The 23,972-nt window shown below is 40.9% G+C and carries 21 protein-coding genes and 1 CRISPR repeat array; of the genes, 14 read left to right on the top strand and 7 right to left on the bottom strand.

Going from position 1 to position 23,972, the window contains the following annotated elements:
• Positions 1-186: 186 nt before the first annotated feature.
• Both U2718_RS06625 and U2718_RS06620 read left to right on the top strand, forming a co-directional pair.
• Positions 187-1,368, top strand: coding sequence for a GNAT family N-acetyltransferase (locus U2718_RS06625; protein ID WP_341996386.1), 1,182 nt, complete (start codon positions 187-189; stop codon positions 1,366-1,368).
• 174 nt (positions 1,369-1,542) lie between these two features.
• Positions 1,543-1,926: a DUF4346 domain-containing protein gene (locus U2718_RS06620; RefSeq protein WP_341996388.1), complete on the top strand. Its 384-nt coding sequence runs from the start codon at positions 1,543-1,545 to the stop codon at positions 1,924-1,926.
• Between the two features lie 227 nt (positions 1,927-2,153).
• Here U2718_RS06620 and psb32 read toward each other — a convergent pair whose 3' ends face one another.
• Together psb32 and U2718_RS06610 are read right to left on the bottom strand one after the other, a co-directional pair.
• Positions 2,154-2,885: a photosystem II repair protein Psb32 gene (gene psb32 / locus U2718_RS06615; protein ID WP_341996390.1), complete on the bottom strand. Its 732-nt coding sequence runs from the start codon at positions 2,883-2,885 to the stop codon at positions 2,154-2,156.
• Between the two features lie 445 nt (positions 2,886-3,330).
• Positions 3,331-3,801 (bottom strand): NADAR family protein, encoded by a 471-nt coding sequence (locus U2718_RS06610; RefSeq protein ID WP_341996392.1) that lies wholly within the window; start codon positions 3,799-3,801, stop codon positions 3,331-3,333.
• Between the two features lie 156 nt (positions 3,802-3,957).
• Between U2718_RS06610 and U2718_RS06605 the strand changes: the two genes are divergently transcribed.
• The 6 genes from U2718_RS06605 (at position 3,958) to U2718_RS06580 (ending at position 10,908) form a co-directional block, all read left to right on the top strand.
• A complete protein-coding gene (locus U2718_RS06605) occupies positions 3,958-4,449 on the top strand; it encodes a DUF2243 domain-containing protein (protein WP_341996423.1) in 492 nt (163 codons plus the stop codon).
• A 158-nt stretch (positions 4,450-4,607) separates the two neighbouring features.
• Positions 4,608-5,572: direct repeats of the CRISPR family, unit length 37 nt; unit sequence GTTTCAATCCCTAATAGGGAGTAAGAGAAATTTCAAC.
• A 327-nt stretch (positions 5,573-5,899) separates the two neighbouring features.
• Entirely contained in the window at positions 5,900-6,508 is a 609-nt protein-coding gene (locus tag U2718_RS06600) for a DUF4129 domain-containing protein (RefSeq protein ID WP_341996393.1), read from the top strand.
• 55 nt (positions 6,509-6,563) lie between these two features.
• Positions 6,564-7,661: a DUF4350 domain-containing protein gene (locus tag U2718_RS06595; RefSeq protein ID WP_341996395.1), complete on the top strand. Its 1,098-nt coding sequence runs from the start codon at positions 6,564-6,566 to the stop codon at positions 7,659-7,661.
• A 147-nt stretch (positions 7,662-7,808) separates the two neighbouring features.
• The gene (locus U2718_RS06590) at positions 7,809-8,759 is read left to right on the top strand and encodes a MoxR family ATPase (protein WP_341996397.1); all 951 of its coding nucleotides are present in this window, start codon (positions 7,809-7,811) and stop codon (positions 8,757-8,759) included.
• Positions 8,760-9,019: 260 nt separating this feature from the next.
• Positions 9,020-9,496 (top strand): RpiB/LacA/LacB family sugar-phosphate isomerase, encoded by a 477-nt coding sequence (locus U2718_RS06585; RefSeq protein WP_341996398.1) that lies wholly within the window; start codon positions 9,020-9,022, stop codon positions 9,494-9,496.
• A 68-nt stretch (positions 9,497-9,564) separates the two neighbouring features.
• Complete coding sequence (locus tag U2718_RS06580; RefSeq protein ID WP_341996400.1) at positions 9,565-10,908, top strand: DUF58 domain-containing protein; 1,344 nt, start codon at positions 9,565-9,567, stop codon at positions 10,906-10,908.
• Positions 10,909-11,106: 198 nt separating this feature from the next.
• On the opposite strand, the gene U2718_RS06575 is transcribed toward U2718_RS06580, so the two are convergent.
• Together U2718_RS06575 and U2718_RS06570 are read right to left on the bottom strand one after the other, a co-directional pair.
• The gene (locus U2718_RS06575) at positions 11,107-11,409 is read right to left on the bottom strand and encodes a hypothetical protein (RefSeq protein WP_341996402.1); all 303 of its coding nucleotides are present in this window, start codon (positions 11,407-11,409) and stop codon (positions 11,107-11,109) included.
• A 570-nt stretch (positions 11,410-11,979) separates the two neighbouring features.
• Positions 11,980-13,581 (bottom strand): iron uptake porin, encoded by a 1,602-nt coding sequence (locus tag U2718_RS06570; RefSeq protein ID WP_341996425.1) that lies wholly within the window; start codon positions 13,579-13,581, stop codon positions 11,980-11,982.
• Between the two features lie 222 nt (positions 13,582-13,803).
• Between U2718_RS06570 and U2718_RS06565 the strand changes: the two genes are divergently transcribed.
• The gene (locus tag U2718_RS06565; protein ID WP_341996404.1) at positions 13,804-16,251 is read left to right on the top strand and encodes a hypothetical protein; all 2,448 of its coding nucleotides are present in this window, start codon (positions 13,804-13,806) and stop codon (positions 16,249-16,251) included.
• Between the two features lie 153 nt (positions 16,252-16,404).
• Here the strand turns inward: U2718_RS06565 and U2718_RS06560 are convergent, their stop codons facing one another.
• Positions 16,405-16,590, bottom strand: coding sequence for a hypothetical protein (locus U2718_RS06560; RefSeq protein ID WP_341996406.1), 186 nt, complete (start codon positions 16,588-16,590; stop codon positions 16,405-16,407).
• 362 nt (positions 16,591-16,952) lie between these two features.
• Here U2718_RS06560 and thrC point away from each other — a divergent pair, with 362 nt between their 5' ends.
• Both thrC and U2718_RS06550 read left to right on the top strand, forming a co-directional pair.
• Complete coding sequence (gene thrC / locus U2718_RS06555; protein ID WP_341996407.1) at positions 16,953-18,044, top strand: threonine synthase; 1,092 nt, start codon at positions 16,953-16,955, stop codon at positions 18,042-18,044.
• A 489-nt stretch (positions 18,045-18,533) separates the two neighbouring features.
• Positions 18,534-19,718, top strand: a complete 1,185-nt coding sequence (locus U2718_RS06550; RefSeq protein WP_341996409.1) for a hypothetical protein — start codon at positions 18,534-18,536, stop codon at positions 19,716-19,718.
• A gap of 24 nt (positions 19,719-19,742) precedes the next feature.
• Here U2718_RS06550 and U2718_RS06545 read toward each other — a convergent pair whose 3' ends face one another.
• On the bottom strand, positions 19,743-20,213 hold the full coding sequence (locus U2718_RS06545; protein ID WP_341996410.1) for a hypothetical protein: 471 nt from the start codon (positions 20,211-20,213) through the stop codon (positions 19,743-19,745).
• Positions 20,214-20,276: 63 nt separating this feature from the next.
• Between U2718_RS06545 and U2718_RS06540 the strand changes: the two genes are divergently transcribed.
• The 3 genes from U2718_RS06540 (at position 20,277) to U2718_RS06530 (ending at position 21,996) form a co-directional block, all read left to right on the top strand.
• On the top strand, positions 20,277-20,423 hold the full coding sequence (locus tag U2718_RS06540; RefSeq protein WP_341996412.1) for a hypothetical protein: 147 nt from the start codon (positions 20,277-20,279) through the stop codon (positions 20,421-20,423).
• Between the two features lie 110 nt (positions 20,424-20,533).
• The gene (locus U2718_RS06535; RefSeq protein ID WP_341996414.1) at positions 20,534-21,040 is read left to right on the top strand and encodes a DUF4112 domain-containing protein; all 507 of its coding nucleotides are present in this window, start codon (positions 20,534-20,536) and stop codon (positions 21,038-21,040) included.
• A 20-nt stretch (positions 21,041-21,060) separates the two neighbouring features.
• Entirely contained in the window at positions 21,061-21,996 is a 936-nt protein-coding gene (locus tag U2718_RS06530; protein WP_341996415.1) for an alpha/beta hydrolase, read from the top strand.
• Positions 21,997-22,107: 111 nt separating this feature from the next.
• On the opposite strand, the gene U2718_RS06525 is transcribed toward U2718_RS06530, so the two are convergent.
• The gene (locus U2718_RS06525; protein WP_341996417.1) at positions 22,108-23,349 is read right to left on the bottom strand and encodes a DUF4912 domain-containing protein; all 1,242 of its coding nucleotides are present in this window, start codon (positions 23,347-23,349) and stop codon (positions 22,108-22,110) included.
• Positions 23,350-23,972 lie beyond the last annotated feature (623 nt).

Here is a 23,972-nt window from a genome sequence, read left to right as displayed (position 1 = left end):
TGGAGAAAGTGGAGAATCGTTATTCACCTTTACTCCCCCAGCTTCCCCATCTCTCCTTGTCCCCTTGCCCTCTTCCCAATTCCCAATCCCCGATCCCCGCTCCTCAATCTCCAGATTTAGCTGCAATTAGGAGCAGATTAGATTAAGTTAAGTAAAGCTATTCCTAAATTCTTTCGGAAGTCCACGATGGTGGAACAACTAAAGCCTCGCTATTCAGTCGCTTGGATTAACAAAATTGCTGAAGTTCCTCAAGATGCCTGGGATGCTTTAGCACTGCCACTGCAAACTCCATTTTTAGAATGGCAGTGGCTGAACAATTTAGAAACCTCTGGTAGTGCTACAGCCAAAACAGGTTGGTTGCCAAATCATTTGACTCTCTGGCGGGATAGAACACTCATCGCTGCTGCTCCGCTCTACCTGAAAGGACACAGTCAGGGTGAATTTGTATTCGATCATCAGTGGGCTGAATTGGCACAACGTATTGGCGTGCATTACTACCCAAAAATGCTAGGGATGACGCCGTTTACTCCTGTCGAAGGCTATCGATTCTTAATTGCTCCAGGTGAAGACGAAAATGAAATTGTGGCAATGATGGTGCATGAAATCGATGCTTTTTGCTCAAAGCACCGCTTAAGTGGCTGTCATTTTCTCTTTGTCGATCCCCAATGGCGTCCAATTTTAGAACGTCAAGGTTTCACCGCTTGGCTGCATCACAGTTATATTTGGCAAAATCTTGGCTTTAACACTTTTGATGATTATTTGACAGTTTTTAATGCTAATCAGCGCCGCAATATTAAACGCGAACGCAAGGCTGTAGAAAAAGCTGGTTTACAATTACAACCCTTAACTGGGGATGAAATTTCTAAATCGCTATTAGCATTGATGTACGAGTTTTATGCTGATACATGCGATAAATTTGGCTGGTGGGGTAGCAAATACTTAACCAAGCGCTTTTTTGAACAATTACACACCTATTATCGCCATCGTGTATTGTTGTTTGCTGCTTATAGTGAACAAGAATATCGCCAGCCGATTGGGATGTCTTTTTGTTTATTTAAAGGCGATCGCATGTACGGACGCTATTGGGGTAGTTTTCAAGAAATAGATTGTTTGCATTTTGATGCTTGCTATTATGCTCCAATAGAGTGGGCGATCGCTAACGGCATTCAGATTTTTGATCCCGGTGCTGGTGGACGGCATAAAAAACGTCGCGGTTTTCCTGCTATGCCCAATTACAGTTTGCACCGCTTTTACAATCAGCGTTTGCAACAAATTTTGCATCCTTACATTCGTGAGGTGAATGAGTTAGAACAGCAAGAAATTGAGGCAATTAATGCAGGATTACCGTTTAGTCAAAAACAGGATTAAGAAAAATTAGGTAGACTTTGCCGAACCACACACAACAAAAGGGTACTAGGGAAAATTTATTGGGATTGAGAATTGGGCATTGGACATAAGACTATGTAAAGTGCAGAGGAAGATAGGAATTACACTTGAGAAGGGATAAAAAATTATTGAGCAACGTTGGTTTTTACAGTAATTATGGGTGTGAAATTGGAAGATTTAGCAGCAATAGATGAAAAACTTTCTCTGCGTCAATTAGAACTAGATCCAGGTGGATATTTCATCATTTACCTGGATCGAGAATCGGGATTAATTTGTGCCAAGCATTTCACAAATGTAATTGATGAGCGTGGTTTAGCTATCGATCCAGAAACAGGGAAGGTGATTCCCGCACGAGGAAAGATGGAACGAACTCACACAACCCTATTTTCTGGCAGAACGGCAAAAGAACTATGTGTCAATATTTTTGAACAAACTAAGCCCTGTCCAGTAACTCAGCTAGATCATGCTGCTTATTTAGGACGAGAATTTGTCCGCGCTGAGTTAGCCTTAGTGATAGGGCAAGAGTATGTTCAAGATTAATTTTGATTTGTTAGTAATTAGTAGTGGCGGGTTTTGTTGATTAACTTTGAGTTAGAACCGACAATTTATTTTTTAAACCCGTCCGTACAGTAGATAGTAGTTAGTAGTTAGTAATTGGTAAGTACAGACGCGATTGATCGCGTCTGTACATTATTAGTTGGTGATTTAGAAGTTAATTTTTACCTATTAACCACTAACCACTAACCACTAACCACTAACCACTTCCACTATCCATTAGAAGATGGTTGGTTAATCTGGTAGATGTAATAAGTCGCCATCGGGATAATAGTGGCAGCAATTAAAAGTCCTACTACCCAGGCGGTAGCATTACCCGTGTCTGTTTTTTCTCCTTTTTTGAAGGTGCTTTCTACCTGCACAGTGTCAACAACTTGTGGTGCTCCGGGATCGGGCTGTCCGGATAGTACAGCCATTAGGCGATCGCTTGCATCTAAAAATGCTTGATTATATTTGTCACCATCTCGCAAAGGAACCGCGACAGTTTCATTAGCTACACTTTGAGCAATCTCGTCTGACATCACAGACTTTACTCGTTCGCCAGTAATGATCGCAGTACCGTTAGTGATGGTATTAATCATTAGTAAGGTTTGATTAGCTTGTGCTTCTTTGTCGGGAAACCACTTTTCAAATAATGCTTTGGTAAAGCTCTCAGGTGTTTCACCATAGTCAAGACGACGGACAGTAACAATTCTGACTTCATTCCCGGTTTGCTTGGCTAATTCCTCAAAGGCACTGCTAAGTTTACCTTCATTTACACGGCTGATGACATCAGCTTCATCGACAACCCAGGTTTCAGGCGTAAGATCAGGAATTTGATACACACCTGTGGCGAAAGCGGGTGTAATAAATAGTGAAGAGGCTAAAATGAAGTTTATCAATGGCAAAATTAGCCAGTGAATCTGTTTTTTCCAGTTGAATACTTGGTTGAGGAGCTGTTTCATTGGATGAAAGAATAATATAAAGACAGGCTTCCACCAAAAATACTACACAAATATTGGCAAAGTCTTGTCTTTTCTCAAAGTCTTTTTGCGAAGTGAAAAACTAGATTCCCGACTTTTATGAAAAGTCGAGGATCTAAGTACCTTAACTCCTCAGAGCTAATGAGACAAACCATTAGACTCAATAAGTTAAGAAAGTCAAGAAAAAGTCAATAAATTATATGTATTTAATTTTATACACGAAATTCTAAGATTTAATAATTTAAGTTAGATTACTTATAGAAAATTTAGTTAATTACACTGAAAATTTATATTAGACATATATTACTAAAATTTGTATATCATCACAGTATTTTCAACTAGTCTGTAAACTCTATTGGCTTGGGGAATAATAGCATTCCCCTTTCAAAAAGGTTTTTTGAAATTAGTGCAAAAATTCTGGCAATAACTAATCGTAGGCTGCTGATAGTAACGGTAATTTGCGGATTTCTTCGCGAACGCTCATCAGGACTTTACCAAGCTGATTTTGACCACTTTTATCTGCGCCACATCCCCAAAAATAATCAGTTGGGGAATTTTCTACAAGCAAGCGATCACCCGTAGCTAAGAGAATTTTTCTAATATCTGCATGGATAAGAAACTTTTTGAGTACAGCTTGTTGCATGACTTTCGTCTTCACTTCATCCCAATCTGAACGTACTTGGCGAGTATGACAACGTCCCAATGCAGCAGCTTGTTCTGGTGTCTCGACGGCATGAATGATGGGTATAATCACTGCATCAGGGGTACCTACAAATTTCTGAGCTTGATAATAATGTTCCACTGTTGCCCAGTAAGTACCCTCAATTGCAATGCCGTGAGGAGAAAAATTAGAAAAACAGCCATAAGGCTCGTAAGCTTTATAAAAGTAAATAGTCATTTTAAAGTACTCTTTTATAGTTCAACTTCTATCATGCCTGTAGATGTTTACACCCAGACATCTAACCTTCAGTTGAAAAATCAGGCAGAAGGCAGAAGCCAGAGGATAGAAGGATTAAGGTAATGTGATTTTAAATTAGAGGGCAGGAGGTTAATGATGGAGGCAAATAACCAGGCAAGCGATCGCCGCACTCCGCTAATTGCTGCTGGCATTTTTTTAGGTTTGGGTTTAGGAGGATTCTTGGATGGGATTGTGCTGCATCAAATTTTGCAGTGGCATCATATGTTAAGCAGCGTTCGACCATTAACAAACGAATCTAATATTGATTTGAATATGGTTTGGGATGGCTTATTTCATGCTTTCGATTGGTTAATGACTGTAGTTGGAGTAGTGTTACTGTGGCGGGCAGGGGGGAAAGATGATATTCCTTGGTCATCTTATACCTTTTTTGGATCTTTACTCATCGGTGCTGGTTTATTTAACTTGGTAGAAGGACTGATTGATCATCAAATTCTTGGTATCCACCATGTTAAGCCAGGGCCGCATCAGTTAGCTTGGGATTTAGGATTTTTAGCTAGTGGAGTGCTAATGATTTTGGTTGGGTGGATGATGTTAAATCAAAAGTTACGCTCGTCTTCCCAAGAGTAAGGAGTTTTTCTCTAATAGGAATTCAATTAAATTTCAACTCCGGTACTAGGAAGGGAAGCCATAGTATAGCTGGTTGAATTATTTCAATCCTTCATAGGGATTCAATTAAATTTCAACGAAAATAACGTATATTGGATATTGAGTCTTTCATATTAATAGTTTAAATCCCTAATAGGGAGTAAGAGAAATTTCAACTTTATTCAGCATGAAACTACCAAAAATAATCGAAGTTTAAATCCCTAATAGGGAGTAAGAGAAATTTCAACGACTGAATTGGCGCGAAGCAACCTTATATAATCCAGTTTCAATCCCTAATAGGGAGTAAGAGAAATTTCAACCAGGTACTTTAGATAATGCAGACAAGTTAAATCTGTTTCAATCCCTAATAGGGAGTAAGAGAAATTTCAACATCGCTCCGACTGCCTCACAAAATCTTTACCCGTTTCAATCCCTAATAGGGAGTAAGAGAAATTTCAACCACAAACAAAAATCAGGAGTTTACAAAATGAGTACATTTCAATCCCTAATAGGGAGTAAGAGAAATTTCAACTGCTAAGGGCTTCGGGCAACCCCAACCTACCAAGTTTCAATCCCTAATAGGGAGTAAGAGAAATTTCAACTGGAGATTACTTTGCTGTGCTGAATTTTCTGCCTGTTTCAATCTCTAATAGGGAGTAAGAGAAATTTCAACATCAGAAAGATTACTCATATCAGAACACGTTCCGTTTCAATCCTTAATAGGGAATAAGAGAAATTTCAACCTGGGGAAATAGTAAAATCCTCAACCGGGTACAAATCTAGTTTCAATCCCTAATAGGGAGTAAGAGAAATTTCAACGTTGGAGTGTTTACCTGAGGCACCTTTGGTCTATGTTTCAATCCCTAATAGGGAGTAAGAGAAATTTCAACGTTTTGCAACACAGGTAGATTATTCCGCTCACGAGTTTCAATCCCTAATAGGGAGTAAGAGAAATTTCAACTGCATTGAAGTTTTTAAATGTCTCTGGCGTTCTTTGTTTCAATCCCTAATAGGGAGTAAGAGAAATTTCAACAATATTTATTGGGACGGGCAAAATATAACAATTCAGTTTCAATCCCTAATAGGGAGTAAGAGAAATTTCAACTGCGGAAGCCCGAAAGTCAATCAATATTAGGTTTTCAAGGTTCATTTACGCGGATGCGGCAATCATAGCATGAAAAATTTGGATTGAGTAGGGTGTAAATGGCTGAAACCTAGTCTAGACAAGGAGCGCGGATGGTTTGTAAGTAAATATTACTCTAAAACCTTATGTAGTAAGAAATTCAGCTATTTTTTCTAGAATTGATTTTCCAACACCTACCCATCCGCGCATTCGGGAAAGAAAATAGTGCGATCGCAAGTTTGATAATGGTGAGGAGAAATACGAAAAATTTTAAGTTAACATCCGGAATAATTCCTAAATCCTAACTCTATGACAACAGATGCCTTTGAAAAAACCAGTTGGGGCTGGCAAGTTTCACAGTTTCAGCAACAAGTTGGGGAATGGCTGGAATTTCATTTGTCTGGCTTCAATCAAACTTTACCAGAATTGCCTGCGGGATGGTCAATAGATTCTTGGGTGATATCACTGCTGAAGTTTCTATTTTGGCTTTTGGTAGGCTTATTCTTAGCTTGGGTAGTTTGGCGGTTATGGCGAGAATTTAGTCCATATTTATATTCCAAGCTGGCTGCTATGGGCAATTTTACTGGTTCTGCTCCAAAAGACACAAACAATGAGTTGTCAGTAGCAAAATTTTTAAGGCGATCGCAAGAATTACATCGTCAAGGCAACTACCGAGATGCTTGCCGTTATCTTTATTTTGCAATGTTGCAACAGTTGCACGAAAAAGGCGTTCTCTCCCACAAAGCAAGTCGTACTGATGGTGAATATTTGCAATTGTTGCGATTATCTAGTACTCAAATGCAGCCTTATGAAACCTTGATTACTACTCATGAACAATTATGTTTTGGTGATGCTGAGATTCAATCTGAAAATTACGAGCAGTGTCGCCAAGCATATGGGGAAATAGCTAATAGCTAATTTGCTAATAGTTGATTGTCCTCTTACTATGAGCTATTAGCATTAGCCTTTTGATATGAAATCTTCAAACCGCCTCGTCTGGTTGATTGCGATCGCTTTGGTAGTAATCATTTTACTTACTTTGATCGCTGCTCCCAGTGGTAGCAAAATTAATAGTGGTTCTACCTACAGCCGCGCTCCCGATGGCTATGGCGCTTGGTATGCTTTTATGCAAGACCGTGGAAGCACTATCAAACGTTGGCAAAAGCCTTTTCAGGAATTAAAAACACAAAAACGTCCCGTAACTCTCCTACAAATTTACAGTCAGTTAAGCGAGCCAATTTTTTTGTCTGAAGAAAGAGAATGGGTAAAAGCTGGCAATACTTTAATTATCTTAGGTGTACGCGAACGGGTAAGCGCAGCCGAATTTAGCACTATGCAAAAATCACCTTCAGGTGATGTCAAAATTGAAACGCGGCGACGAAAGTCGTCTCTATCCAAGGACAAAATTTCTTTGGGTGATCGCTTTGGCGCTGTAGTTTGGGAAGAAAAGCAAGGTAATGGAAAAGTTATTTTTTCTACTACTCCCTATTTGGCTGCTAATGCCTATCAAGATTATTTAAGTAATTTCCAGTATTTAGCTGATTTAGTTAATCAAAAAGGTAACTTATTATTTGTGGATGAATACATCCACGGTCATAAAGATGCTGATGTTAGAAAGAGTGAAGGCAGAGATGACATATTTAGTTATTTAGCTCAAACTCCATTATTTCCGGCATTGATACAAATAGGCGTCTTGCTAACGGTGTTAGTTTGGGCAAAAAATCGTCGCTTTGATACTTTGGCAACTTTAGATACACCTAAACTTGATAACAGTACAGCTTACATCCAGGCTCTAGCAGCAGTACTACAAAAAGCTGAATCCACAGACTTTGCGATTGAGATGGTAGGTAAAGAGGAACAACTGCAACTTCAAAAAGCCTTGGGATTGGGATCGGAACTGTTGGATCGCCAAACTTTAATTAATGCTTGGCAACAGCAAACAGGCACTACTGGAGCAGAATTAAATGCAGTCTTACAACAGCAATATCGAAAACGCCGCATCAGTGAACGAGAATTGATTGGCTGGTTGCAGAAATGGCAAACCTTGAGGATGAAAGGGAATAGGAAATAGGTGACAGGGGACAGGTGACAGGGATTAGGAAGAAAGAAATTTTAATACCCAATACCCAATCCCCGATCCCTAGTACCCAGTACCTTTTTAGTGTACGCAATTTATAAAGGCTACTATTATTTAACTATAATAAGTATAAATAACAACATGAGCGAAAGCATTTCTGTGTTTAATCGCCTCAGCCAAGCGCTGAACCGAGTTATTGTCGGGCAATCTATCCTCATACAACAGCTACTTATGGCGCTGTTGGCAGGTGGACACGTAATTTTAGAAGGAGTGCCAGGAACTGGTAAAACACTTCTCGTCAAAGTACTTGCGCAATTAATTCAAGCAGAATTTCGTCGCATTCAACTCACGCCTGATGTTTTGCCTGCGGATATTACTGGTACGAATATTTTTGATTTAAATAGCCGTAATTTTACTTTGAAAAAGGGGCCAATATTTACCGAAGTTTTATTAGCAGACGAAATTAACCGCACGCCTCCCAAAACTCAGGCAGCACTACTAGAAGCGATGGAAGAAATGCAGGTAACCCTAGATGGTGAAAGTTTGCCTTTACCAGATTTATTTTGGGTGATTGCAACGCAAAATCCTTTGGAATTCGAGGGTACTTATCCTTTGCCAGAAGCACAACTGGATAGGTTTCTATTTAAGTTGGTAGTAGATTATCCTGATGAAGCATCGGAAAAGCAAATGTTATTAAATCGCCAGGTGGGTTTTGCAGCACGACGCTTGGATATTGCCCGTCTCAAACCAGTGGCAACAGTCACAGAAATTTTGCAAGCGCGACAAGAAGTCAAACAAGTGAAAGTTTCGGAACCAATTATTGATTATTTGCTTGGATTGGTAAGAGTATCACGACAATATCCAGATTTGGCATTAGGTGCATCACCTCGTGCCGCTGGTGCATGGTTTGTGACGGCACAAGCAGCAGCATACTTGTCGGGGCGGGATTTTGTCACTCCAGATGATATCAAAGCAGTTGCACCTCCGTTGTTGCGTCATCGCCTGCTTTTGAAACCTGAAGCACTCTTGGATAATTTACAAATTGATGATGTTATCGCATCGATACTAAATAAAGTACCAGTACCAAGGTGAGATGGGAAAGTCTCTGTTGAAAATGCGTAAGTCTAAAAAAAATAATTGTAATAACAACAGTAAGATTTTTCGGTGTTGCTGATTCAAAGTATGAATTTGTCTCACGCAGAGGAGCCAGTGCGCCCTTGCGGGTTAAGCGCGTTGTAGCAACTGGCGTCCGCAGAGTCGCAGAGAGTAAAAGCTGAGAGTTCTTTATTTTTACATTTCATATCCAAATTCAGCAACGCTGATTTTTCTAAAACTAGGTAAGGAAAATAGCTATGAAGATTGCACTGGGAGCAGATTTTTACGGGTTTGAACTGAAGGAGGCAGTCAAGCAACATCTACTAAAAAAAGGAATAGAAGTAGAAGATTTAGGTATTAGCGATCGCACTGCCACGACGCCTTATTATGAGACTGCAACTGTGGTAGCTCAAAGGGTAAGAAACCAACAAGCAGAACGGGGCATTCTAGTATGTGGCACGGGAATGGGAATGGCTATTATTGCCAACAAGCATCCTGGTGTTTATGCGGCTGTGTGCGAAAATCCTAATGCCGCTGAAAAATCTCGCTCGATCAATAATTCCAATATCCTTACTTTGGGAGGGTTCCTTACTTCACCAGAATCCGCTTTGGCAATTGTTGATACTTGGTTGCAAACCGAGTTTACTCAGGGATGGGAACCAAGTATTCAAGAATGGTTACAAAACTCAATGCATGATATTGCCGACTTGGAGAAACAACAGTTTGGGAAATAATAAATGCGATCGCTAATATTTCTTTTTCCCTGCTGCTGGTTTTCTTTATTTTCCCCATCTTTCAAGAAATGATACCCTCTCAAAGAGTTTATTTATTGTTAATTTTAGGAATTGCGATCGCCTTTATTTTCGCAATTTTTTTCAGTATTCCTACTAGCTTCGTCATTACTTTGCTATTTGATGCTGTAGTTCTGGTATTAATGGTTGTGGATGGTTTACGAGTACGTCGCGATCGCGTTCAGGTAGTGCGTGAATTACAGCCGCGATTGTCGGTGGGGCGAGATAATTTGGTTGTAGTGCGAGTCACATCAGAGAAAACCAAGGCGCTAATTCAAATCCACGATGACTACCCAACTGAGTTTGGTGTATCCGATCCAACACTACGCGCCACATTTCCCAGTCACACCACCAAAGAATTCACTTATACTGTTCACCCAACCCAACGCGGAGAGTTTGCTTGGGGAGATATTCAGGTACGACAACTCGGCACTTGGGGATTAGCTTGGAGCGATTGGAAGATTCCCCAAAGTTTGAAAGTTAGGGTTTATCCAGATTTGGTAGGGTTGCGATCGCTCTCTGTTCGTCTGACATTGCAATCTTCTGGTTCAATTCGCCAATTTCGTCGTTTGGGTATCGGCACGGAGTTTGCCGAACTGCGCAACTATCGAACTGGAGATGATTTGCGCTTCATTGATTGGAAAGCTACAGCACGTCGGGTAGGTGCTTCTAGTAATACACCTCCATTCGTGAGGGTACTGGAACCAGAACAAGAGCAAACTTTTCTGATTTTGCTGGATCGCGGACGATTGATGACAGCAAAAGTACATAATTTGCAACGGTTTGACTGGGGTTTAAATACGACTTTATCTTTAGCTTTGGCTGGGTTACATCGAGGCGATCGCGTTGGGGTAGGTGTATTTGATCGACAAATGCACACATGGATTTCCCCAGAACGTGGACAACAACACTTAAGTACTTTAATTGATCGCCTGACTCCCATTCAGCCAGTATTGCTGGAATCTGATTATATAGGCGCTGTTACTCATGTTGTTCAGCAGCAAAGCCGCAGAGCACTTGTAGTGATTATCACTGACATAGTAGATGTCACTGCCTCTAGTGAACTCCTTGCTGCACTTTCCAGGCTTACTCCCCGTTATCTGCCGTTTGCCGTCACCTTGCGCGATCCGCAAGTGGATGTTCTAGCGCATACTCCTCTTTCTGTGGAGGGGAACTCAGGAGATGTTACTGCTGCTTATAGGCGTGCAGTCGCCCTAGATTTATTAGCACAACGACAAGTGGCATTCGCACAACTGAAGCAAAAAGGTGTATTAGTACTTGATGCACCAGCAAATCAGATCGCAGATCAATTGGTAGAGAAATATTTGCGGCTCAAAGCACGAAATCAATTATAAATTTAGTCATTGGTACAGACGCGATTAATCGCGTCTGTACAATTAGTGATTAGTAGTTTGTCTGATTAGTTCTGAAAGGTTAATGTACTAAAATCCCTGACTTATTTAAGCAGTCGGGGATCTATTAGCTAGCAAAGCCGAGAAGGCTATGATTTGAAATTATGCGATCGTAGCATGGAATAAATATCTTAATTTAGATTACTGCTGCATGGAAGGTACAGGGAAAATTTTGCTAAATATGGGAATGCGTGGATTGGAATTAGTTACGGCTTGTTCAGTATTAGTGGCTAAATCTTTATTGAATGAATCAGATGGATCACCTAATTGAGGTTGCACATTTTGCTCTGTAGAAATATCAATTTGATTGGATATGGATATAGTATCACTATCAGTTTGTCCTGGATGTGACTTTCTCACATTTTGAGCATAAGAGGGCATCGTAATTGAAGCGGAGCTAACTATTAAGACAAGTGTTAACAAATGATGATGAAATTTATGCATATAAATAGTTGTTTTTCAAAATCTTTTTAAATCGATATGAATTGTTTATGGAACCCAAAGACTGTATTCCACAAAATATATATGTGTGTTGTCAATTAAAATTTAAAGTTTGGTGGAGTATAAAAAACTTATCTCATCTAATTTTGAGCCTGGTATTTTATAAAAAATGCTAGGTAGATAGGCATAAATATTTTTAATTTTTATTTATGCCCATATACATTGTTTATTGATACTTTATTTGTCAGCCGATAAAAAATGATTTGATAGATGCACTCAGAAAGGGGACTGGGGGCTAGTGACTGGGGATTGGGAAGAATTTCTTTTTCCCTAGTAGCTAGTACCGACAATTAACTATTCAAAATTTATCTTTTTGGAAAGAGGATATACAAGAGAGAAATCTCGGAAAGATTCAATCTTTTGTGTACTGTTATAAAAACCTTGTGTTATGGCTGATTGAGGCAATTGTGAAAAAAAGCTATAAAGTATTTATAAAGTTTCGTCAAAGAAATATTTTGTGGCTTCATTACATAAATTAAAGTCTGCCATGTTTTTCGTCTAGTAAACTTCTACTTAAAAACTAAAGCTAGTCCGCAAAACACCCATAGTAATTGGATCGCTATCTGGAGTATGTCCGGGTTCCCAGAGATGAATTATCCCTGGTGTAATACTGATATTATCTGTTACCTGGAAGCGATAAAAAGCTTCGATTTGATATGTTGTTCCAGGTTGTCCGCCCGCGCGTCCTAAACCTGTATTGATGAAATCAGGAACATTGTTTCCTACGGGCAGATCGCTATTTGTGATTTTTGGAGGCTGTCCGAAATAAATTCCACCTAAATTACCTTTGCCAAACAAATCAGGAAAATTGAGATATACCATGTAATTTGTTGTCTCTACAGTTCCCGATCTGCCAGGAATATAAGAATTTGTGTAACCAAACCACCCACCTAAAGTAACGCGGTGTGAAATTTGCCAATTCATAGAAGCGCCAACAGCATTTGTTTGTAGCGGTTCTGATTTTCCTGTTGCGGGATTAATTGCGGTTAAACAATCATCACCTGCAAAACTGAGCAAACATCCATCTGATGAATAATTATTAACGTAATATAAACTGAGATCTAAAACGTCAGATGGTGTCAGTAATAATTGCACAGCACTAGTTGTGTTGCCGTCAAATAAACCGTTGCGTTTTCCAGGATTTCCAGGAGTATTACTAGAATAAATTGCCTGCAAGCTAGCCCGTTTAGCAAATTGCCAATCAACAGCTATACCACCTTTACCAAATCCAATGTCCAAAATTGGATTTCTTTGTGCAAACCATGATAATGGCCCTGTAGCAGCACTTTCATACCGATTCGGGCCTCGAAAAGCAGTGGACATACTGACACCTTCTGTTCCCACCATCACTGCTAAATTATCAGTGACAAGCCAGTGATAATTGAGATCGCTTACGATCAACTGACCATCAGTGGGATATTCATAACTAAGATAGACATCATTGCTAAATCTAGGTTCTGTTGAACCGTCGGCAGCCAAAAGACCAGTAAATAAATAACTGCGGGGACTGAGTTGAGTAGTTAAAAACAGCAGGTGTTGATAGATAATATTAGTGTTTGTACCTGGATCATCTGTATCTTTTATCCCATCTCTAGGAGAAATATCGGCACGATTGCGGCTACGCCCTTGAATGCCAATTATTGATAAGCCGCTAAGTTTAGTGGTAGTCGAAAATTGATTGGCTTCAATTTGAACAGTGCGAGCTTCTAAATTATCGACTCGATTGCGCAAAGTTGCCAACTCAGCAGCAAAGTCTTCTTGTAATTTTTGTAGGGTTGTTAAATCTTCATGGCGAATTGGATCGTTGGTAGCTGTGGTGATAAGTTCATTAACCCGATCTAGGCAAGCATTCAATCCGGCTGCAAATTCGTAACGAGTTAAAGCACTCTTGCCGCGATATGTCCTATTTGGATAACCTACAATGCAGCCATAACGTTTTACTAATGACTGCAATGCACCAAAAGCCCAGTCTGTAGGTTGCACGTCCCTGAGTTGAGAAACTGATGTAACTGGTGCCATCGGATCGTCAAAGGCACTAGAGGATATTTCTGTTTGTTCCTCTAACTTTTCTGTCGGAATGGCGATCGCTTTTGTTGGTAGTCCGGTGACTCCCATTACCAGTAATAACGTTATGACCCAGGCTTGACCATTGTTCAACTTTTTACACTCTACTTACATAACCTCCAGGGTAGAGCTTATTAAAGTTTCCTTGAACATGACATTGGTAAATTTACGCAATTTGTAAAAAACAACACTTTTATTTTTTCAGGCAATATTAGAAGATGACGACTATAAAATAAAAGTAACTTTAATTATAGTTAAATATACTGAAAAAATATGGGAGATCGCTCCATCCATCCAGTGCCAAAACCATACAGACAAAATCAACAAAATCAATCTTCTGCCAAAACTACAAAGAAGCACACAGTCAAAAAATTACAAAAAAACTTGAAGGAGAGGCAAGGGAAAAGTCCCACACACAATTCTCAAAAAAGAAGTAGCCCGGTTCTAAATCCAAAGAGTAAAGCAAAGACAACTTCTGCTCGAAGCAGAAACCATCTGGTATTAACGGTGGCGATCGCAGTTTTGCTCGGCAGCGTTGGTTTAATTACAGCTTTTGCCTGGGTGAGCATTGAATTAATCCTAAACCCTGACAAAGTCACTTGGCTAAATCAGCTTATACCTACATGGGTGAAATTTTCCTTCAATAGTACAGAACAACCTCAAAGCTTGGGTGAAATTCAAATCAACCTCACAAAACAGGGGTGGATGGCAGGAGAAATTGTACCCTTAGAAGCTAACCCAACAGAAGCTTTTGTACTACCAGTTCTCAAACAACGTGTCAATTGTCAGTCAAACTGTAAAGATGTAGTTGAACTTAGAGTCTATCAGCGATCGCACAACTTAGAACTACAATCAAAACCAGAAAAATACTACAATTTGATGGCTCAATTGCCTGTAACTGGGCTAGAAGAATCATTTGTACTCAACCCCTTAGTCAATGCTAGTTCTGAGCGCCAAGGTTCGAGTACGCTCCTGCCTATTAGTGAAGTGGGGCGCTTTGAAGGCGAGACACCATCCCCAGGTATTTGGTTTTATTTGCAGGGTAAGCGTACCTTAGGAACTAATGCGATCGCTTACGGTTATATCGTTCACTACAATCCCGAACGCAGCCACCTCCAACTCATGTTGTCTTGGACAAGTCCCTCTGGGCGACTACCCCAATGGCGACAAGTAACTGGTAGTGGTGCCAAAGAATTAGTAGTAGATCAAACAGTAGGTTTTGAACCTCAGCTACGTGTTTATCAAGCCAAGCCAATCGAGTTTGTCCTCAACCCTGTTCAATTGGAAGAAGTTTCTTTGCAATCTTCTGCTCTCAATGATTCCGCTTACCAAAATGCGCTGCTGATCGCCCGCAGTGGATTATGGACACCAGCGTGGGAATGGTTGCAATTTATAACCAAACAACGCCAAGGAAAAATGCCCGCAGCAGCACAAGCACAAATCGATATGATTCGCTTGCACTCTCAATTCACGAAAACCCAAGCTGATACAACTTGGGTAAGTCCTAGTCAACAAGTATTAGCAGATTTAATCGATGGGCGTTGGGAAAAAGCTTTGCAGGTGTTTGAGGCATCACCGCAGAATGCCCAGGAAATTAACAGTTTACTAAAGGCGGATGCAGGGAGGTTGTGGAGTCGCGTTGAGGCAGCACTGCAAGTCAATCCTCATCGATTGGAAGTGCAAGCCTGGGGAGCTTTGCTCTTAGCAGTTCAATACGGACACGAACGTGCCAATTCTTTCTTGAAGGAACAAACCAAACTTTCCCAAGAGTCTTTTGCATACATCCAAAGTCTACTTGCACAACAGTTGCAAATTAACCCCAGCCATCCTAGCCGGATTATTGGTTCGGTACAGGCGATCGCAGCAGTAAATCCCACTGACTGGTGGCAACCAAATTTTGTCAAAACACAAAAAATAGAAAAGCAAGCTTGGTATCAAGTACAGGTTTCTGCTTTTCATAACGGTAAACGTTGGCTGTATTCTCCCTTTGCAAATTTGAACTTGACTAAAGCTTCCTCAATTAAGTCTTTCTGGGAAAGTTTGGGATTCACTTCCGATCCTGAGATTGAAATCGTTGTCTGGCTTACTAATGGAGAACAAAAAATCGTTACAGCAACAGTTAAGGGTGTACGCTCACGCAACACAGAATTACAGCTACTAGTTGCTGCGAATGAAAAAATTCCTCAAGATAGCAGCAATGCTATGCAACCACCTCCGTTAGCGCTGACAACAGAAGCACTGGAGTGGGTGCAGTCATCTCCGATTACTCTTGAACAACTCTACCAACAAAATGGATTGCGGGTAAAGGTTATACTCTCAACGGTATGGCGTTTCTTACAAGCTTCTGGACAATTACCACCCGGTGAAATACCAAGCTTTCCTCAAATGTTACAAAAGTTAGGCTATTGGCCTATACAAGAGATTGATTTAACAGGCAATGGGAAGTCAGAAACAGTGCTAACTATTTCGGCAGAAGCAATAAAATCTTTGCATCAAACCTCAGATGAGGATCAGGAGCAACAACCAGATCAATCCCGCCCTCGCACACTCATCTTATCTGATACTGGTAAAATAATTTATACAGATTTCAGCAATAACTCTGTACAGTTTTTGACGGCGATCGCCAAGCTTTCAGCAGCAGATTCTTTGGCATTACTGGTAGAAAATGCCAATACTTATAAACTCAAGCGCTGGTCAGAAAAAAATCAGCGCTTTGAGTAATAGCGTGACGCCACTAAAATTGTGCGATAGAAATGTAGGCTTGCGCTATGTTCGCAAAATTTGACTACAAAAATCAAATCAAAAAATTTAGCTGCGTCGCACTTGTAATAACCGTTTGAAGCGATGGTCGTATTACCTGTACCATTAATCCAGCTATTCTTCCTTGACGGTGCTTTCGATACGCTGTAATTTCAGATTTTGCAATTGCTGTAAGAGGCAGTCAATTTCTGCTTGCAAGTGTAGCAATTTGACCTGCTGATCCGCCTGATAAAAACATTTATCTAACTTTGTTGCCAAGACAGTTTGGGGCTCGAAATCAGAAACACTAGATTTAGACATTGCTTATTAAATTCAAAAATTAACTCACACCTTAAGTGATATTATAATAAACGATTTTGAAGATTTATTAAAAAATTATATAATTTCTATTTGCCACTGTAATATATTGCGACTTGTATACTAAATGACGATCAAGGAGATGGTTTTTGTTCCCTCAGAAAACAACAAGCTTGTGCATAAACAGTTAATAAAACGTAGTGCAAAGCTTTCCATAGAAGCACCTAAAAAGATAAACTGGCATTCTACATTAATTACTAGGGACTAGTGAAAAAGTCAAAAGTCAAAAATACTTTTTCTTTTTTATTTTCTAGCCCTTAATCTCTAGTAACTAAACAAAACACTTTAATAAGCTTTAAAATCCCGTGACTTTGAGCCTGTCTGCTGTTAAACCTCATCGCCAACCCTGGCCTGGACTTATAGAGCAATATCGTGAATACTTGCCTGTCAACGATAAAACGCCAATTGTGACTCTGTTGGAAGGTAACACTCCTTTAATTCCAATTCCTGCGATCGCAGAACGTATTGGCAGACAAGTACGTGTTTTTGCTAAATACGACGGTCTTAACCCCACTGGTAGCTTCAAAGACCGAGGAATGACAATGGCAATTTCTAAGGCTAAGGAAGCTGGCGCAAAAGCTGTAATTTGTGCAAGTACTGGCAATACCTCGGCGGCGGCAGCGGCTTATGCTAAACGTGGAGGAATGCGTGCTTTTGTATTAATTCCCGATGGGTATGTGGCATTGGGTAAACTGGCACAGGCGTTGCTGTATGGTGCAGAGGTACTGGCAATCAAAGGAAATTTTGACTGTGCGCTGGAAATTGTCCGGGAAATGGCTGAAAGCTATCCAGTGACTTTGGTGAATTCAGTTAATCCTTTTCGCTTAGAAGGACAAAAAACAGGGGCTTTTGAAATAGTTGATACCTTGGGTAATGCTCCCGACTGGCTGTGCATCCCTGTGGGAAATGCGGGAAATATCACAGCATATTGGATGGGATTTTGTCAATATCATCAAATTGGCAAGTGCGATCGCTTACCTCGGATGATGGGTTTCCAAGCTGCTGGTGCGTCTCCTTTAGTAACAGGTAAGCCAGTGGCACATCCAGAAACCATAGCCACTGCCATTAGAATTGGTAACCCTGCTAGCTGGGAAAAAGCCGTTGCAGTCAAATCAGCGAGTATGGGGAATTTTCATTCCGTCACAGATGCAGAAATTCTGGATGCCTATCGACTACTGGCATCAGAGGAAGGCATTTTTTGCGAACCAGCCAGCGCTGCTTCAGTCGCAGGTTTGTTGCAGGTGAAGGAGCAAATTCCTACAGGTGCAACAGTAGTTTGTGTCCTCACAGGCAACGGTTTAAAAGATCCAGATACGGCCATTAAACACAGCCAAAGCCAATTTAAACAAGGTATTGAGGCGGAAATTAAAGCTGTAGCTGAGGCAATGGGATTGTAACGTCCTCCCGCCAGCCCACAAATCCTCGTTACCAGGTTGAACCTGGTAACGAGAGCCTCTGCCTCTTCTTGAGAATTGTGCAAAACAAACAATTATGTAATAAATCACACAACGAGGGCAGGAAAAGAAATATTTTCCTGTTCCCTGTTCCCCATTCTCCCAACCCTATTTTCAAGACAGATACTTAATAAAAAGTAGATAAATATCAAGCTATTGACATCTTGATTTGGTTTGGTCTATTTTTGGACAAATCCTTATAGATTAGACTTATCGCTTAAGAAATTCTTCATATTTTCAGATTTCAGTACAATAGGAGCTGGAAATTTATGCAGGTTCTTGTTAAGCAATAACTCAATATAAATCACCCTAAACAAAGATTGAGCAGCTCTTACTTGCGCAGGTTAAGTCAGGCTTTACTCGGTTTCACGCCAGCTCATATCGGATCGGTGCGTGAGCTTCTACTAGCTTTGATGGAAACAGAAGAGGCAAATGATAATTTTTGATCCCAGTGCTTTGAGTGCTATTAGCTATGCTCTGAATGTAGCTGAAGTAAGCAGCGTTAACACGCAAAATCAATTCAGCTTGAGTTTGAGAAATAGCAGGGAAAAGCTTTTACACCTAACCCCAACTGCTGCCCCCAGTCTCATAGCCCAAGCAGACGATAGTAAATGCGGTTCAGGGAAACCACGTGATAAATATACGTGGCCGTTCGCTTGCGATAGCATTTGGAATATGCCGATTGGCTCGAATGCTAAGTACGTTGATGTCCATATTGGCTCAAAAGGTGTTGGAGTAGACACTACTTGGTTAATTAGAACAAAAAATACAGATCCAGTTGTGCCAACTTATATGCCTGGAGCTTGGGGCGAAGGTCGCTGCACAGGTAAAACTCCCCAACAACAGGCACAGTGGCATCCCGAAGCGGCAGAGCCTTTGAATATTCCTAGAGATCTGATTATTCCGGATGCAAGGCAAAATTTTACTCCAAATAACTCCTCAGCTGTTCTCAAACCTGATGGCAGAACCCTAGTCTCTTTTAACGTGACGGCTCGCTGTCAAGAGGGCGGCCCGTTTTACGGTAGTTGGTTTGGAAAGACTGACATTTATGGGGATGGCATTGATGGTGGTCATGGTGGCTCAGGGATGTCAAGTATTGGCGGGAGTATTCGCAAAGGCGAGTTGTTCAATAATGCACCTATTCGTCATGCACTCAAACTTGTGATTTGGGGTAAGTGGTTGCATTATAATCCTTCATCATCAACCCCCGGCCGCCGTTGGCCAGCTCGTGCAGCTGATGCAGGCGCACCGCAACAATACCAGGGTTCTAACCCAGCTTTAGTCATGGGTTCTTTGCTGGCAATTCCACCGAACGTTAATGTTAAAAGTTTGGGAGTAACTACCAAAGCAGGCAAAAAGATTTTTCAAGCGATGCAGAACTACGGTGCTTACGTCGTTGACGATTCTGGTTTTGACTATAACTATCTTGGTATTGACCATAGTGCCGAGCAGGAGTACCAGGCAGTTACTGGACATTACTTTAATGACGATAAAGCGCTCCAAGCCGATCTCACCAAAATAATTGGTGTTTTGAAGGTTGTGGACAACAATGGGCCGAATAGTATTGGTGGTGGTGGTAAACCTCGTCGTCCATTAGCACCGCCAATTGGAAACTAGAAGCGATCGCCCATTCCTAAGGTTTTATCTTCGCTTTTGACCTTCTGCTTCTGTAGCACGCTCCCGTGTCAAGCTATCAATTGCATCACCCAAGGCGGTAGTAAGGTTTTTGCGGGTTTGGGCGTGGTTTTCTCGCTCTGTTTTCAAAGCTTGTTGCAGGCGATCGCGTTCTTTAATGACGCTAATAACTTTAGCTTTCAATTCTTCTAAAGATTTAATTTGAGCTATTTCTTTTTGGATCGCAGTTTTAGCTGTAGCTTCATTGAATCGTTCTTCTTCAACACCTTGCAAACGCTCAATTTCTGCTTTCAAGGATGCGATCGTTTGTTTAAAGAACTCAGCATCTGTGCGGCGCTGTTCAGCTTCTGTGTTGTAAAGTTTACGCCACTTTTGTGCACTTTCCCATCCAGCATGACGTTCTTGCTGTAACTGTGCTACTTGCTGTTGCAATGTCTGAATTTCTGTTAACCACTGTTGTGTTAATTCCTGAGTCATAGATGTAATGGGGAAGATGGGGGGATAAGGGGACAGGGGACGCGGGGACGCCGGGACAAGGAGATGGAAAGAGAACTACTAACCACTGTACGGGCGGGTTTTGTTGATAATCTTGCCGTTCAAACTGATAATTTATCTTCTAAACCCGCACGGCAGTCGCTACAACCGGGGGAACCCCGGCAACGCGCTGCCTCCCCTACTAACAAATGACCAATGACTGATGTAGTAATTATTGTTACTTATAGCAAAAAATATACTTGAAAATTTTCCAGACGAGAGTAGAATGTTTGCGATTTAGTAAGAAAAATGCGATCGCTCTTATGTCTAAACCACTCTCTCGCTTTTACACAATTGAACCTGAAGTTAGAGTACCCACCTTGAGGCGGTTACGTCACCTAAGTCGGCTACTAGATAAAGCTGTTGTGATTCCTGGAACAAACTTGGGTATTGGTTTAGATCCAATTATAGGATTGATACCTATTGGTGGTGATTTTCTGGGCGTTATGCTTTCTGCCTATATTATTTTGGAAGCAGCACGCTTAGGTACGCCAGCAGCTACTTTGGGCAGAATGGTTGTCAATATCATAATTGATGGCTTGGTAGGTGCTTTCCCAGTATTAGGAGATTTTTTTGACTTTGCTTGGACAGCAAACGAATACAATATTAAACTGCTAGAAGAATACTTAAAGTTTCCAAGCCACAGGAAAAGTGCAGATGGGTGGTTTGTCTTTGTAGTTTTCATTGGATTACTAGTTATCACCATTGTATTAGTTGCATTGCCTATGCTACTAATTAGACTGCTGTGGGGAGTTTTAACTGGAAATTAAAAAAGTGATTGAAAAAAAGAATGAAAGATTGGTGGCAAGTGACTTTTCCGCAAGGGCGGCAAAGTGTAACAATTACTGATGCTCATGGTTATCCTGTACAAATTGCCTATGGTGAAATAGGTACTGGTAAACCCCTAATTTTATTACATGGGATGGGTAGCTGGAGCTATAATTGGCGTCACAGCATTCAGCCATTATCTAAACACTTTCGGGTGATTTGTTTTGATGCCAAAGGTTACGGTTTTTCTGAGAAACCTGTCTCTCGTCGAGAACAAAGTGGTCATCAAGTGATTGAGTTAGAGCGAATAATTCGGGAACTAACTGATGAACCCGTAGCAATTGTGGCAGAATCTTTAGGTGGATTAGTTGCTCTTGCCTTTGCTCAAAAAAACCCGCAGTTAGTAGGGCGGTTAATAGTAGTAAATGTACCTATTTTTGCTGAACGCTTGCCTCATTGGGGAATGTCACTACTTGCTCATACGCCACTGGAAGTAGTGCAAACAATTGATACGTTGCGTTTAGCATATCTGTTGGCACCGTTCGTCAGGGAAGTTATGGCAATAGAACGGCGCGGAGTGTTGTTCGATCCATCTATTTTGACTCAAGAAGATGTTTATTGGATCACTTATCCGTTTATTGAATTTCCCGGTACTCTTACTAAAGTAGCTGAAGAAATACAAATAGCTGCACAAGAAATTGAGAATTTTCAAGCCAATAAACCAAATTTACTCAGCCATATCCAAAATAACCTCGGTGCTATTCAATGTCCCACATTAATTTTATGGGGTGAACAAGATAGTTGGTTTCCTGCTAGTCATGGCGAAAAATTGCATCAATGTCTTTCTAATTCTAAGTTGCAAATTCTATCTAAGTGCTGTCATGATGCCTCAATGGGAGCTTCTAAAGAAGTAAATACAGCTATTTTTAAGTTTTTGCAGGATACAGGATTTTGTTAGTATCAATAATATCGTTATCTATTTAATTAAGATCCCCGACTTTTCTAAAAAGTCGGGGATCTGTGCTTTTAGTCTATTTTTGTTAACTTACTTAATTTGGAATCCCAAATTTTAAGATAGCCATTCTAAAACGGCTTCTTCTTTAGTGTTGGTATTGCGTGATGGAGTTTCACGAGTAAACTTCATGTGAATTGAACGTGTTTGTTCGCCATCAGCAGCAACAGCCATGATTGGATAGTCAATCAAGCCATCTTGGAAGGACATCTGGAAGCGGAAGGTTCCATCTGGATTGAGCTTAATCGGACGACCGCCAATTGTCACAGTCGCATCGGGTTCAGTTGCACCGTAGACAATCAACTCAGCATCGGCAATTAACCAGAACTGGCGCGGACGTACTGGTACAGCAGAGGCAGAGAAGCCAACACCAGACATACCAACACCAGACATGGTTAAACCAGATACGGTGGGAACAGCCCACATTCCGACACCAGATGGGAAGACATAGGAACTGATGGCTTGTTCTGGAACCATTGAGCCAGGAACGTGCTGCATCGAACCAAAAAGTGAACCAGCAACCCGCATTGCTTCCACAGACTCTGCCATGCCAAAGATTTGGTCGTAAATGGCATTGCCATTTGCAGCAGTAGCAGCAAATTTCTTGGCAGGAGGAACTAGTTCGTAGAAAGTCTTACCGCGTAATTCTTCTTCAAAATTGACGGTCAAGAAAACATCTTCAATCCAGTCGGATGGATAAACTGGAGGAACGTGTACGGGAGTAGAACGGGCTAGTACTAACCAACGGCCATCTGCACAACGGTAGCCAATATCAATGACGTAATCGCGATCGCTGACAGGAACTGGTAAATACCATTCCCGTGCTAGCTCATCACAAGGATACTCTTGAATGCTGTGAGGACTTTGATAATCCAAGCTGATGTCAGTTACATCATATATACGCAGTGCCAGTTGTTGTCCTCCCTGACGGCGCAGTTCTTCCTTATGGTCGTTAGGAACATCCCAATAAGTGTAAGCCCACTGCGGATCGCGAGGCATCAACACAATCCGGCTTTCACCATAACCAGAAGGTAAGTCGCCTATTCCTTCATCTACATCAGCAAGTGTACCGCCATTACGATCTTCCTGACCCAATTCAAATTTTGCTGCTTCCACGGTTTCCTGTGCCTCCATTAAGCGAGATTGGCTAATAGAAACTTTGCTGCGCTCTACGTCTTGAATCGCTGCCAGCAATTGAGATTTACGCATTCGGCTGTAGCGAGAGACTCCATATTCACTGGCAACTCTGCGTAGTTGCCGCAATGTCATCTCTTCTAGCGGTGGGCGTTCTTTTGCCATGAATTTGGCCTCCAGTCGTTTGAAAGGTAAGTGATATACCTCTTGTTAAAAGTGGTCAATTGAATCTAAGAATCCACTCCAGCTGTTTTATCTTTGACTCCCTGTTCTACTTAGTTATTTTTTTTTCAGTGTGTTTTGTTTTAAATTGCGGGCTATTCTCTTTCAATTTTTGGTTATGCCAAGGTCAGCACTTTTTGTTTTTTGAGAATAGAGGAGCCTTTTGTTAAAAAATAATAACCATTAACCTCCCCGTGGGATCAAGGGGGTGCGAGACCTGTTTTTAAGGCTGCCACGAATTTTTGAACTCTTTCGGGATCAAATTGTTAAAATTTCATGACAAATTTCGCAAAAACGGCTACTTTAGAAAGTCAAAAATAGGCAGCCATGTCATAGTTTTGTGACATTACGAAAAGCTTAAAATAAAATGAACTGCCAACAAAAAGAATTGAGTTGGCAGTTCAGGCTAACAAGGCTTGTAGAGCAACTCTAAATGTCCTCAGTCAAAATTTCGGAATTTAAGTGCCCATAAGTAATCCACAGGTTTTCTTGGATCGTACCTAAGTTGAGTTGACAGTTGTTGAAGTCATTATTATTGCCTAATACATTACTTAATTTTTGTTAAA

Origin of the sequence: Chlorogloeopsis sp. ULAP02 (genome assembly GCF_038404745.2) — a bacterium.
Classification (GTDB): domain Bacteria; phylum Cyanobacteriota; class Cyanobacteriia; order Cyanobacteriales; family Nostocaceae; genus Chlorogloeopsis.
The sequence above is the reverse complement of the archived record's forward strand: the minus strand, read 5'-3'. Positions and strand labels throughout refer to the sequence as shown.